General features: G+C 69.0%; 11 protein-coding genes. 2 read left to right on the top strand and 9 right to left on the bottom strand.

Annotated elements, in window-relative coordinates; translation table 11 throughout:
• Positions 1-10 precede the first annotated feature (10 nt).
• Positions 11-1150, top strand: a complete 1140-nt coding sequence (locus tag KW845_RS19130; RefSeq protein ID WP_218370920.1) for a DSD1 family PLP-dependent enzyme — start codon at positions 11-13, stop codon at positions 1148-1150.
• Between the two features lie 109 nt (positions 1151-1259).
• Positions 1260-2453, top strand: a complete 1194-nt coding sequence (locus KW845_RS19125; protein WP_218370919.1) for an acetylornithine transaminase — start codon at positions 1260-1262, stop codon at positions 2451-2453.
• Positions 2454-2514: 61 nt separating this feature from the next.
• On the opposite strand, the gene KW845_RS19120 is transcribed toward KW845_RS19125, so the two are convergent.
• The 9 genes from KW845_RS19120 to KW845_RS19080 form a co-directional block, all read right to left on the bottom strand.
• Complete coding sequence (locus tag KW845_RS19120; RefSeq protein ID WP_218370918.1) at positions 2515-4155, bottom strand: acyl-CoA synthetase; 1641 nt, start codon at positions 4153-4155, stop codon at positions 2515-2517.
• Between the two features lie 29 nt (positions 4156-4184).
• Positions 4185-5240: a phosphotransferase gene (locus tag KW845_RS19115; RefSeq protein WP_218370917.1), complete on the bottom strand. Its 1056-nt coding sequence runs from the start codon at positions 5238-5240 to the stop codon at positions 4185-4187.
• Positions 5237-6463, bottom strand: coding sequence for an acyl-CoA dehydrogenase family protein (locus tag KW845_RS19110; protein WP_218370916.1), 1227 nt, complete (start codon positions 6461-6463; stop codon positions 5237-5239). Before KW845_RS19110 ends, KW845_RS19115 begins: the two co-directional genes overlap by 4 nt.
• A 48-nt stretch (positions 6464-6511) precedes the next feature.
• Complete coding sequence (locus tag KW845_RS19105) at positions 6512-7273, bottom strand: SDR family NAD(P)-dependent oxidoreductase (RefSeq protein ID WP_218370915.1); 762 nt, start codon at positions 7271-7273, stop codon at positions 6512-6514.
• Positions 7258-7641, bottom strand: coding sequence for a hypothetical protein (locus KW845_RS19100; RefSeq protein WP_218370914.1), 384 nt, complete (start codon positions 7639-7641; stop codon positions 7258-7260). The genes KW845_RS19105 and KW845_RS19100 overlap by 16 nt, the downstream gene beginning before the upstream one ends.
• A gap of 9 nt (positions 7642-7650) precedes the next feature.
• The gene (locus KW845_RS19095) at positions 7651-9009 is read right to left on the bottom strand and encodes an acyclic terpene utilization AtuA family protein (RefSeq protein WP_218370913.1); all 1359 of its coding nucleotides are present in this window, start codon (positions 9007-9009) and stop codon (positions 7651-7653) included.
• A 30-nt stretch (positions 9010-9039) separates the two neighbouring features.
• Positions 9040-10017 (bottom strand): tripartite tricarboxylate transporter substrate binding protein, encoded by a 978-nt coding sequence (locus KW845_RS19090; RefSeq protein ID WP_218370912.1) that lies wholly within the window; start codon positions 10015-10017, stop codon positions 9040-9042.
• 24 nt (positions 10018-10041) lie between these two features.
• Entirely contained in the window at positions 10042-12156 is a 2115-nt protein-coding gene (locus tag KW845_RS19085) for an acetate--CoA ligase family protein (RefSeq protein WP_218370911.1), read from the bottom strand.
• A 78-nt stretch (positions 12157-12234) separates the two neighbouring features.
• Positions 12235-13206 carry a tripartite tricarboxylate transporter substrate binding protein gene (locus KW845_RS19080; protein WP_218370910.1) on the bottom strand — a complete coding sequence of 324 codons (972 nt, stop codon included), beginning with the start codon at positions 13204-13206 and terminating at the stop codon, positions 12235-12237.
• Between the last annotated feature and the right edge of the window lie 38 nt (positions 13207-13244).

Raw genomic sequence — 13244 nt, 5'->3', positions numbered from 1 at the left:
GCGCGCATCCATGGCTGCCATCCCTGCTGCACCGATTCCGGCACTGCCGCCCGCGGCGGTGCCAGGCGATCCGCTGGCGCGGGTCGATACCCCCAGCCTGGTGCTGGACCTGGCTGCGTTCGAATCGAACCTGCGCCTGATGCAGGCCTGGGCCGACCGGCATGGCGTGGCCTTGCGGCCGCACGCCAAGGCGCACAAGTGCCCCGAGATTTCGCGCCGCCAGCTGGCGCTGGGCGCGCGCGGCATCTGCTGCCAGAAGGTCAGCGAGGCCCTGCCTTTCGTGGCGGCGGGCATCGACGACGTGCATATCAGCAACCAGGTGGTGGGCTCGGCCAAGCTGGCGCTGCTGGCGCAACTGGCCCGCGCGGCCCGCCTCAGCGTGTGCGTGGACGATGCCGGCAACCTGGCCGATATTTCCGCGGCCATGGCGCACGCGCGGGCGCAGATTGAAGTGCTGGTCGAGATCAACGTGGGCCAGGGCCGTTGCGGCGTGCCCGATGCGGCCGCGGCGCTGGCCCTGGCGCGCCAGGCGCAGGCGCTGCCCGGCGTGTCATTCGGCGGCCTGCAGGCCTACCATGGTTCGGTGCAGCATGTGCGTGGCCACGCCGAACGCGCCGCGGTGGCGGCCCGCGCGGCCCAGGCAGCCGCCGACTGCGCGGGCCATCTGCGCGCCGCCGGCATCGCCTGTGACCGCATCACCGGCGCGGGCACGGGTAGCGCCGAATTCGACGCGGCCTCGGGCGTGTACACCGAGATGCAGGCAGGTTCGTATGCGTTCATGGACGGCGACTACGGCGCCAACGACTGGTCCGGTCCGTTGGCTTTCCGCCACAGCCTGTACCTGCTGGCCACCGTGATGAGCATGCCGGCCGCGGGCCGCGCCGTGGTCGACGCCGGGCTGAAATCCACCACCATCGAGTGCGGGCTGCCCCGCGTGGCCGGCCGCGACGGGCTGCTCTATGCCGCCGCCAACGACGAGCACGGCGTGCTGAAAGTGGCCGCGGACGCCGCGGTGCACCTGGGCGATACCCTGCTGCTGATTCCTGCGCATGTCGATCCGACCTTCAACCTGCACGACAGCCTGGTGGCCTATCGCGACGGCGTAGTCGAGGGCGTGTGGGACATCGCCGCCCGCGGGCTGAGCCGATAGCCCGGCCCAGCCCGGCCAGCCAGCCGCGCCGGCCCGCCGGTTGCCACCATACGGTGCTAAATTCCTTGTTTTCCACCCCTCTTGTTTTCCCCATTCCGTAGGAACCGCCATGGAATTCAGTCAGTTCAACGTCAACGCCCTGATGGAGATCACCTCTCGCCCGGACCTGGTGTTCGTGCGAGGCCAGGGCTCTTGGCTGGAAGACCATGCCGGCAAGCGATACCTGGACTTCGTGCAAGGCTGGGCCGTGAACACGCTGGGCCACTGCGCGCCCGAAATGCGGCGCGCCCTGCTCGAGCAGTCCGACAAGCTGATGAACCCCTCGCCGGCGTTCTACAACCAGCCTTCCATCGACCTGTCGCTGCGCCTGACCGGCGCCTCGTGTTTCGACCGCGTGTTCTTCGCCAACAGCGGCGCCGAAGCCAACGAAGGCGCCATCAAGCTGGCGCGCAAGTGGGGCCGCGTCAACCGCAATGGCGCGTACAAGATCATCACCATGAACCACGGCTTTCACGGCCGCACCCTGGCCACCATGTCGGCCTCGGGCAAGCCGGGCTGGGACACGATGTACGCGCCGCAGGTCGACGGGTTTCCCAAGGCCGAACTCAACGACCTGGATTCGGTGCGCGCCCTGATCGACGGCCAGACCGTCGCCATCATGCTCGAGCCGGTGCAGGGCGAGTCCGGCGTCATCCCGGCCACGCCCGAGTTCATGAAGGGCCTGCGCCAATTGGCCGACGAACACCAGCTGCTGCTGATCGTCGACGAAGTGCAAACGGGCATGGGCCGCACCGGTACCCTGTTCGCCTACCAGCAGTACGACGTAGTGCCCGACATCATGACGCTGGCCAAGGGTATTGGCGGCGGCGTGCCGCTGGCCGCGCTGCTGGCGCGCCAGGACGTCTGCGTGTTCGCGCATGGCGACCAGGGCGGTACCTATAACGGCAACCCCCTGATGGCCGCGGTGGGCGTGGCGGTGTTCGACACCCTGACGGCGCCGGGCTTCATGGATGCGGTGCGCGCGCGCGCACAGCAGTTGTCCGAAGGCCTGCTGGCCCTGTCGGCCAAGTGGGGCATGGGGGGCGAACGCGGCATGGGCCTGCTGCGCGCGCTGATACTCGACCGCGAGGACGGCCCCGCCATCGTCGAGGCCGCGCGCAAGCTGGCGCCGCAAGGCCTGCTGCTGAACGCGCCGCGCGGCAACCTGCTGCGCTTCATGCCGGCGCTGAACGTCAGCGTACAGGAAATCACGCTGATGCTGTCGCAGCTCGACGGCGTGATCGGCGCGCTGCGCAAGAGCTGAGCTTCTTTGCAGGTCGAAGCAGGTGCCTGACTCCCTTGCGGGAGTCAGGCACCTGCACAGGTCAGTTGCCGCCCTGGACATCCAGCCCGGCGGCCTGGCTGCGCAGGATGAACTTCTGGATCTTGCCGGTGGCCGTCTTGGGCAGCGGGCCGAAGACGACGGTGCGGGGCACCTTGAAGCGGGCCAGGTGCTCGCGGCAGTGGCGCAGTACCTCTTCGGCCGTACACTGCGCGCCTTCTTTGAGCGTGACGAAAGCGCAGGGGGTTTCGCCCCAGGTTGCGTCGGGGCGCGCCACGACCGCGGCTTCCAGGATGGCGGGGTGCCGGTACAGCACGCTTTCGACTTCCACGGTGGAAATGTTCTCGCCGCCCGAAATGATGATGTCCTTGGCGCGGTCCTTGATCTCGATGTAGCCGTCGGAGTGCACCACGCCCAGGTCGCCGGAATGGAACCAGCCGCCCGCAAAGGCATCGGCCGTGGCGGCGGGATTGTGCAGGTAGCCCTTCATGAGCGTATTGCCGCGCAGCACGATTTCGCCCAGGGTCGTGCCATCGGCTGGCACGGGCTGCAATTGGTCGTCCACGACCCGCACATGCTCGACGTTGAGCTTGCGCACGCCGATGCGCGCCTTCAGCGCGGCGCGCTCGGCCAGTGGCCGTTCATCCCATTCGTCGTGCCAGGCGCAGCTGATCGACGGCCCGTAGGTTTCGGTCAGCCCGTACAGGTGGGTGACGCCGATGCCCAGTTGTTCCATGGCCTCGATGACGGCGGCCGGTGGCGCGGCGCCGCCGGTCAGCGCATGCACGGAGTGCGCGGCACGATGCTGTACCTGGGCAGGCGCATTGATCAGCATGTTCAGGACGACGGGCGCCGCGCAGAAGTAGCCGACGCGGTGCCGGCGGATGGCCTCGAAAACGGCCGCGGGCTCGACCCGCCGCAGGCAGACGCTGGTGCCCGCCAGGGCCGCCAGGGTCCAGGGAAAGCACCAGCCGTTGCAGTGGAACATGGGCAATGTCCACAAGTACACGGCGTGCGGCGGCATGCCGCAGGCCAGCACATTGCCGGTGGCGTTCAGGTACGCGCCGCGGTGGTGGTAGACCACGCCCTTGGGGTTGCCCGTGGTGCCCGAGGTGTAGTTCAGGCAGATGCTCTGCCATTCGTCGGCGGGCCATTCCCAGGCCGCGCCGGGCGGCTGCGCGGCCAGCCAGGATTCGTATTCGGCATCGCCCAGCGTGCCGTGGTTGCCCTGGTATTCGCTGTCTTCGATGCGTACGGTGCGCGGCGGCGCCGCCAGCCGGGCCAGCACCTCTTGCACCAGGTCCGCGTACTCGCTGTCGTACAGCAACACGGCCGCGCGGCCGTGTTCCAGGATGAAGGCCAGGGCGGCCGCGTCCAGCCGGGTATTCAGGGCGTTGAGCACCGCGCCGGCCATCGGTACGCCGAAATGCGCTTCGTACAGCGCGGGCACGTTGGGCGCCAGCACCGCCACCACGTCGCCGTGCCCGACGCCCCAGGTGCGCAGCGCGGCGGCCATCTGGTGGCAGCGCTGGCGCGTGGCTTGCCAGCTTTGGCTGCGCTCGCCGTGCACCAGTGCCGGCCGCTGCGGATAGACATCGGCCGCCCATTGCAGGAAACCCATGGGTGTCAGTGCCACGTGATTGGCGGCGTTGCGCGGCAAGGCATCGTTGGATCGGGCTGTCATCGGCTTGCTCCTTTCAGTGTGACCGGGCCCTAAGACTGGCGGGCGGTCTCGCGGCTGGCGGCCTGCCACCCCAGCGCTGCCAAGGGTGCGACGCGGGCGCCCATTTCCCGGGCGTCGTCGCCTGCGGCATTGCCGGCCCGGCCGCGCGCATACACGCCCTGCAGAATGGCGGCGATGCGAAAGAAGCTGTAGGCCAGGTAGAAGTCCCAGTTCGCCGGCGCGCCAATGCCGCGTGCGCGGCAATAGGCGGCAACGAAACCGGCCTCGTCGGGAATGCCCAGCGCCTGCAAGTCCAGGCCGGCGATGCCGCGCCACAGGCTGGGCGGGATGCGCCAGCACATGCAGTGATAAGCCAGGTCGGCCAGGGGATGGCCCAGGGTGGATAGTTCCCAGTCCAGCAGCGCGATGGCGCGGGGCGCGGCGGCGTCGAACACCAGGTTGTCGATGCGGTAATCGCCATGCACCAGGCAGACCTGGCCGTCGTCGGCGGGCAGGTGGCGGGGCAGCCAGTCGATCAGCGCGTCCATCGCCGCTATCGGCCCGGTCTCGGTGTCGTGGTATTGCCGGGTCCAGCGGGCCACCTGGCGCGCGTAGTAGTCGCCCGCGCGGCCATAGCCGTCCAGCCCGACCTGGCCGGGCACGACGGCGTGCAGCGCGGCCAGCACCCGGCCTGCCTCGGCGTACAGGGCGCCGCGTTCGGGCGGAGCCAGCCCGGGCAGGGCCGGGTCCATGAAGACGCGGCCCTGTGCGTAGCTCATCAGGTAGAACGGCGTGCCGATCACGCCGCGATCTTCGCAGTAGTGCAGCATGCGCGGCACGGGCACCGCAGTGTCGGCCAGGGCCGACATCACGCGGTACTCGCGGTCGATCGCATGCGCCGAGGGCAGCAGCGTGCCCGGCGGTTGCTTGCGCAGCACGCGGCGCCCGGTGGCGTCTTCCAGCAAGAAGGTCGGGTTGGACTGCCCACCGGCCAACGGATTCGCCTGCAGGCTGGCCGCATCGCCCAGCCCGCGGGCCGACAGGTATGCTGCCAGCGCGGGCAGCCAGTCGGGCTGCGGTGCGGGGCGATGGGCGGACGCATTCATACCAGGGCCTTGCGCGGGGCGTCGGCCGCGTCCCAGCGCCAATAGGCATCGCCCTCGTCCATCAGGTAGCGTGCCAGCACCATCTTGTGCACTTCCGAGGCGCCATCGACCAGGCGAGCCTGCCGCGCATACCGATAGATCCATTCCAGCGGCGTGTCTTTCGAGTAACCGCGCGCGCCATTGAGCTGCAGGGCCGTGTCCACCACTTTCTGCAGGGTTTCCGACACGACGATCTTGGCCATGGAAATTTCCTTGCGCGCGTAGTCGCCCTGGTCCAGGCGCACGGCGGCGCGCATGGTCAGCAGGCGGCCGATCTCGATCTGCATGGCGGCATCGCCCAGCAACCATTGCACGCCTTCGCGCTCGGCCAGCTTCTGGCCGAAACTGCTGCGCTGGCCCACGTAGTCGACCCCGACTTCCATGGCGCGCCGCGCCAGGCCCAGCCAGCGCATGCAGTGCGTCAGCCGTGCCGGCCCCAGGCGGATCTGCGTCAGCTTCAGGCCGTCGCCGACTTGCATCAGGCGATTTTCGTCGGGAATCTCCAGGCCGTCGAAGACCAGTTCGCAATGGCCGCCGTGTTCTTCGGGGCCCATGATGGGAATGCGGCGCTCGATGCGCCAACCCGGCTGGCTGGCATCGAACAGGAAGGCGCTGAGCCCTTTGCGCGCATCGTCGGACGTGCGTGCGATCAGGATGAAGTGGCGCGCCACGCCCGCGCCGGTAATGAACCACTTGCGCCCGTTGACGATCCACTTGTCGCCCTGGCGCGTGGCGGTGGTGCGCATCATGGAGGGGTCCGAGCCGCTGCCGGGGCTGGGTTCGGTCATCACGAACGATGACCTGACCTTGCCATCGATGATGGGTTGCAGCCAGCGGTCTTTCTGGTCGGGGCGCGCCACCTGGGCCAGCACGCGCATATTGCCGTCATCGGGTGCCGCGGCGTTGAATGCCACCGGCCCGAAGATCGAGCGGTTCATCTCTTCGTAGCAGGCGGCCAGGCCCACCATGGGCAGGCCCTGGCCGCCGCGCTCGCGCGGCATCTGCAGGGCCCACAGACCGGCATCGCGCGCCTGGGCGCGCACGCGCTCCAGCGTGGCCTCGGCGATGTTCTCATGGGCATCGTAGTTGCCGGGCTCGGCTTCCAGCGGGATCAGTTCCTGGTCGACGAAGCGGCGGACGCGGCGTCGATAGTCCTCTAGCTCTGGGGGCAGAGAGAAATCCATGCAAAGTCTCCATACAGTGTGCCGCCGGCGGCGGCGATATGCGGTGATTCAAAGCGAACTGACCAGGTGGCCGCCGTCGACATCGATGACAGAGCCCGTCATGAAGCGGGAGGCGTCCGAGGCCAGCAGCAGCAAGGGCCCATCCAGGTCTTGCGGCTGCCCCAGGCGGCGCTGCGGCACGCGTTTGATCAGCGCCTGGCCGGCGGGCGATGCAAAGAAATCGCGATTCAGGTCGGTGGCGATGTAACCCGGCGCCAGCGCATTGACGCGGATGCCGTGGCGCGCCCATTCCAGCGCCAGCGCGCGCGTCAGGTGCAGCAGTCCGGCCTTGGCCGCGGCGTACGGGGCGACTTGCGAGGCCACGCGCTGCCCCAGGATGGACGCGATGTTGACGATCGTGCCGGGCCTTTCCTGCGCGCGGAAGTGGCGGGCGCTGGCCTGGGCCACGCGCCATGCACCATTGAGATTGACGTCGATGAGATCGGTCCATGCCTGCTCGGAGATGTCCAGCGCGGGTTCGCTCAGCGCGACGCCGGCGTTGTTGACCACGATGTCCAGCGGGCCCAGCTCGGCGGAGGCCTTGTCGATGGCGGCTTGCACGCTGTCAGGCTGGGTGACGTCCATTTTCACCACGCAGGCCTGGCCGCCTTGCCGGCGGATCGCGTCGGCCACTTCGTGGCCCAGTTCGGTGCGGCGCCCGCACAGCGCCACGCGCGCGCCGGCGTCCGCCAGCAGGCAGGCGAAGTGCCGGCCCAGTCCGCTATAGGCGCCGGTTACCAGCGCGGTCTTGGCTTTCAAGTCTTCGAACATCCACTGCCCCTTTGATCTGCTTTCGGTCCGCGCAGCAGGGGTGCCCAAGTGTCCGGCACCTCGAGTTCCAAACGTAACACAGCACTGGCCAGCGCCTTGCCGTAATTGTCGATGGCCAGGCTGCGCGAGACGCCGCCGCCCAGGGCCCCTTCCAGCACAAAATTCAGCACACCCAGGCCGTCGACCTCGTAGCGCGTGATGGGGCCGTGCACGGCCGTTTCGTTATAGATCGCACGCAGGGCGGCGACGGTAACGGCCTGCTTGATGTGGGGATAGAAGTGCGGCTCGTAGGCGATCACGGCGATATTCGACGTGTTGCCCTTGTCGCCCGAGCGTGTGTGCGCAATGCGCCGCAAGCTGACTCGCATGATGTCTCCTCAGACGAATTCGACGGTGCAGTCCACCGAGCTGCGCGGCACCAGCGTGGACCACAGCCCGATCACTTCGCGCACCCGGTCCTGGTGGGGCACGCGCTTGCCGGTGGACGCCAGGCCGCAAACGGCCATGCCATCGACTTCGCGGCCGATTTTCTCGGCCTGCGCGCGCGTGGCACAGCGCGCCGCGATGCGCACGGCGATCTCGGCGGGTTCGCATGCCGGGGACGCGGACGCAGCGCCGTGTACCGCGTTGACGCCGATGAAGTCGATGCGCAGGTCATCGGCCTGCAGGCCGGCCATGCGCAGTCGTTCGCGCAGGATGGTCTCGGCCAGCCGGGCTTTTTCAAGGCAGCCGGGGCCGGCGAAGAAAAACATGTCTTCACCGATATGGCCTTCGGTGCAGCCCATCGAGACTTTCAGGGTGGCGGTGCGCGGGTGGCCCGCGATGCCGCCGACGCGCACGCGATCGGGGCCGGCCTGCTCCAGGCGTGCCGTGGTGAAATCCACCACCACGTCGGGGGTGATGTAGCGCGCGGGGTCGTGCACTTCGTAGAACATCTGTTCTTTCACCGTACGCAGGTCGATGCAGCCGCCGGTGCCGCTGACCTTGCCGAGCTGGGCGGTGCCATCCGCCTCGACATCGGCGTAGGGGAAGGCCAGGTTCCAGGGATCGGGCACGTCTTTGTAGCCGGGGTCGCCAAAGTAGCCGCCGGTGACCTGCGCGCCGCATTCGAGCAGGTGGCCGATGCCGCTGCCCTGCCCCAGCCTGGCCCAGTCGTCGGCACGCCAGCCGAAGTGATGCATCATCGGCGCCAGGAACAGCGATGGGTCGGCCACGCGGCCCGTGATGACGATATCGGCGCCGCTGTCCAGCGCCTGCACGATGGCCTCGGCGCCCGCGTAGGGTTCGGCCGAGATCAGCGTATCGGCCACCGACGAGACGGGCTGGCCGGTTTCCATGATGGCCAGCCCCTGGCTGGCAATGCGGGCGCTGAGATCGGTGGCGCTGACAGCCGCCACCCTGGCGTGCTTCCAGCCGGCTTCGGCGCATAGTTCGGCCACGCGCCGCGCAGCGGCCAGCGGATGGATCCAGCCCTGGTTCGAGACAATGCGTGTGCCCTGGGCCATGCAGTGCGGCAGCACGGCCCGCATGCGCTCGTCCAGCCAGGTGTCGTAGCCCGGGAAGGCCGGATCGCGGCGCTTGCGTACCTGGGCGGCCGAGACCGTGGCTTCGGCCATGGTCTCGAAGCATAGAAAATCCAGTGCGCCGCGTTCGGCGTTCCAGCGCGCGGGGTCGATGCGGTCGCCCCACCAGCCCGCGCCCGAGCCGATGCGCAGCTTGCCTGCCTTGTCGTTCATGTGGGTCTCCTTGCCATACCGTTGCGCTGCCTATTGCGGACCAATGCCCGCGTCGTGGATGACCTGCCGCCATTTTTCGGTATCGGCGCGGATGATGTCGCCGAATGCCTGCGGTGTGTTGGCCACCGGAATCGCGCCCAGGCTCTCGACCTGGCGGCGCGTGTCCGGATCGGCCAGGGCGTCGGCAACCGCCGACTGGATGCGCCCGACGACCGCATCCGGCGTGCCGGCCGGCGCCAGCAGGCCGAACCAGGCATTCACCTCATAGCCCGGCAGTCCGGCTTCGGCCACGGTGGGCACGTCGGGCAGCAACGGCACGCGCTCAGGAGTGGTGACCGCCAATGCCTGCACGGCTTCCGACTGGATCTGCCCCATGGCCGAGGGCAGGTTGTCGTACATGAGCTGCACCTGGCCGCCCAGCAAGTCCGTCATGGCCGGCGCCGAGCCCTTGTACGGCACATGGCGGATATCCACCTTGGCCATGCTGTTGAACAGTTCGCCCGACAGGTGCGGCGATCCGCCCAGGCTGGTCGAGGCGAAATTCAGGCTGCCCGGCGCGCGGCGCGCCCGCTCGATCAGTTGCGCTACCGTGGACACGCCCAGCTTGGGGTTGACCAGCAGCACATTGGGCGAGTTGGCCACCAGGGTGACCGGCGTGAAATCGCGCGTCGGGTCGTAGGGCACTTCTTTGTAGATAAACGGGTTGGTGACTTGCGTGCCCAGGGTGCCCATGACCAGCGTGTAGCCATCGGGCTGGGCGCGCGCCACGGCGGCTGCTCCGATGCCGCCGCCCGCGCCGGGGCGGTTTTCCACCACCACGCTTTGTCCCAGGCGGCTGCCAGCCGCGCGTGCAACCAGGCGCGCCAGCAAGTCGGTGGTGCCGCCGGGCGGGAACGGCACGATCAGCGTGATGGGGCGGGTGGGCCATGCCGGCGCCGCCTGTGCCTGGGCGACAGGCGCCACGGGTAGCGCCAGGACGGCGGCAAGCAGAAAGGGGTATGCATGCATGGGTCTCTCCGGGGGATGATGGGGTCAGGCGTTGGCAGGGGCGGCCAGTTCGACCAGGGCATCGACCGCCACCGCGCCTTGGCCCCGCGCACTCACCAGCACCGGGTTGATGTCTATGGATGCCAGGCGGCCGCCGGCCGCCAGCGCGCAGCGGCCCAGCAGTACGGCCTGCCTGGCCAGCGCCGGTACATCGGCGGGCGGATCGCCGCGCACGCCGGCAAGCAGCTTGCCGATGCGCAGCCCCTGCAACTTGTCGATGACATCCTCGGCGCTGAACGGCGGCAGCAACAGCGCGATGTCTTGCATGGCCTCGACGTACTTGCCGCCGCTGCCGACCATGACGATGGGCCCGAATACCGGATCGTGGCGCATGCCCAGCGCGCATTCGTGCAGGCCGGCATGCATGCGGGCCACGATCCATTCGGCATCGTCCACGCCCAGGGCGGCCAGCGCCTGCCCCTGTTGGGCCAGGGCGGCGCGCAAGGCCTGCTCATCGTTCAGGCGCAGCGCCACCAGGCCGTGTTCCGATTTGTGGGGCAGCCGCGCCGAGCAGGCCTTGAGCGCCACTGGCGCACCGATGGCCCGCCAGGCGGCCACGGCCGCATCGGCGTCGGCGCAGCGGGCGTGCTGGGCCACGCTCAGGCCCTGGCGGGACAGCAGGTCCAGGCTTTGCGCTTCGGACAAGAAGGCGGCTTGCGATGGCGGCAGGGCAAGCGGGCCCTGGGTGGGCCACGGCGCGGGCTGGCGGGCGCGCCAGCGATGCAGGCGGTACAGGCCAGCCATCGTGTCGGCGGCCTGCTGCTCGTCGGCATAGACGGCCACCCCGCGCGCGCGAAACACCTCGGCCACGTTCTCTTGCCATGCCACGACCGCGACGGGCTTGGCGGCGGCCGCTGCGAAGCCGGCCGTGTCGGCCGCGAAGGTGGTCACGTCATAGCCACGGCCCGCCACCGGGATATCGATCAGGAACATGTCGGCGGCCGGGTCTTCGGCGATCACCGGCAGCACTTGGCCGAACAGCCCGTTGTTCGACAGCAGCGCGGCCGTGATATCCACCGGATTGACGGTGGTGGCATAGCCGGGCAGGCGGCTGGCCAGTTGCCGCTGCGTCGAGCCGGCCAGCGGCGCGATCTGCAGGCCGCGCTCGACGGCGGCGTCCGAGGCCAGTACGCAACTGGCGCCCGAATTGCTGACGACCACCACGCGCGGCCCTTGCGGCAACGGGCCGCGCAGCGCCAGTTCGGCAAAGCGCACCAGCTCTTGCGGATCGCGTGCCCGCAAGATGGCGTGGTGCTCGAAATAAGCATCCACGGCCCGGTCTTCATTGGCCATCGCGCCGGTGTGCGAGGCGGCGGCGCGCGCCCCCGCTTCCGAACGCCCCGCCTTGACCGCGATCAGCGGCACGCCGCGGGCGCGCGCCAGGGCCGCCGCATCGGCCAGCGCGCCGGCATCCTGCAGCGATTCCAGGTACAGCAGCACGATGCGCACCTGCGGATCGCGCAACACCGCGCAGGCCAGTTCGGCCACCGTGACGTCGGCCTCGTTGCCGGTGGCATGCACATGGCGCACACCCAGGCCGCGCTGGCGCAACAGGCCGTACACCATGGCGCTCATGCCGCCGCTCTGGCTGATCACCGCCACCGGGCCGTCGGCCGGCGCGATTTCCAGGAACATGGTCGAGAAGCTGGCGATCGCGCCGTTGCCGAAATTGGCCAGGCCCTGCGAATTGGGGCCGACGATGCGCATGCCGGCGGCGCGCGCCCGCGCGGTCATGGCGTCTTGCAATGCCCGGCCCGCGCTGCCGGTTTCGGAGAACCCGGCCGAGATCACGATGGCCGCCGCCACGCCCAGGTCGGCGCAGCGGTCCACCGCCTGTACCGCCTGCTCGCCCGCCACGGCCACGATGGCCAGGTCGGGGGCGGCGGGTAGCGCGTCCAGGCTGGGCCAGGCACGTTCCCCCTGCACTTCGGCGCGCTGCGGGTTGATGGGATACAGCGTGCCCGCATAACCATGTCGCCGCATGTAGTAAATGGGCCGCCCGCCTATCTTGTCGGGGTTGTCGGACGCGCCCACGATGGCGATCGATGCCGGATCGAGCAACCGGTCCAGGCGGTCGTGCGGGGGGTGTGCAAAAGCCATGAAGACTCCTGTGGCAAAAGTGGTGGGGCTTCAGGTGTCAGGCACCCTGCCGGGAGCCTGACACCTGGCGCGGCTGTATTAGTTGACGGTGGCCCCGGACACCTTGACGACTTCCGCCCATTTGCGGATTTCGTTGTCCAGGAACTTCCCGTAGTCGGCCGGGGTCATCCATTCGGCGTCGAAACCCTGCTGTGCAAATTGCTTCTGCAGATCCGGGCGCCCCAGTACTTTGCGCAGCGCCGCGCTCAGTGCCTGCACCACGGCATCGGGCGTGCCGGCCGGTGCCATCAAGCCGTTCCAGGCGGTGGCCTCGTAGCCGGGCAGGCCGGACTCGGCCACGGTGGGTATGTCGGGCGCGGCGGGCGAACGCGCAGCGCTGGTCACGGCCAGTGCACGCAACTTGCCGTCTTTCACGTAGGGCATCGACGACAGCATGGTGTTGAACATGATGTCGGCCTGTCCGCCCATCACGTCGGTCATGGCCGGGGCGCTACCGCGATAGGGCACGTGCACCATGCGCACGCCGGCCATGGTGTTGAATAACTCGGCCGCCAAGTGCGTGGACTGCCCGTTGCCGGACGATGCAAAGGTCAGCTTGCCGGGCGATGCTTTCGCCAGGGCGATCAGCTCGCCCACATTCTTCGCGGGCAAGTCCGGCCGCGTGACCACCACCAGCGGGCCCTTGGTCAGCAGCGACAAGGGGGCAAAACTCTTGCGCGTGTCATAGCCCAGGTCCTTGAACAGCGACATGTTGATGGCATGCGCCGTGGTGGCCAGCAGCAGGGTGTAGCCATCGGGAGCGCTCTTGGCCACCATGTCCGCGCCGATGTTGCCGCCTGCCCCCGACCGGTTGTCGACGATGACGGTCTGCCCCAGTTCTTCGCCCAGCCCTTGCGCGACGGAACGAGCCACGATGTCGGTCGGGCCGCCCGGCGGGTAGGGCACCACCAGGGTAATGGGCTTGTCGGGCCACGTCGCGGCGGTGGCCGCGGCATTGGCCGCCAGGGCGAAAGCGGCCAGAACGGCGCGCCAGTTGGCAATTGCAGGCATGAGTCTCTCCTCCGTCCTCGCGGGACGTTTTTTGTTGT

Source organism: Bordetella sp. BOR01 (assembly GCF_019218885.1).
Classification (GTDB): Bacteria; Pseudomonadota; Gammaproteobacteria; order Burkholderiales; family Burkholderiaceae_B; genus Bordetella_A.
This window is presented reverse-complemented; position numbering and strand designations above follow the sequence as displayed.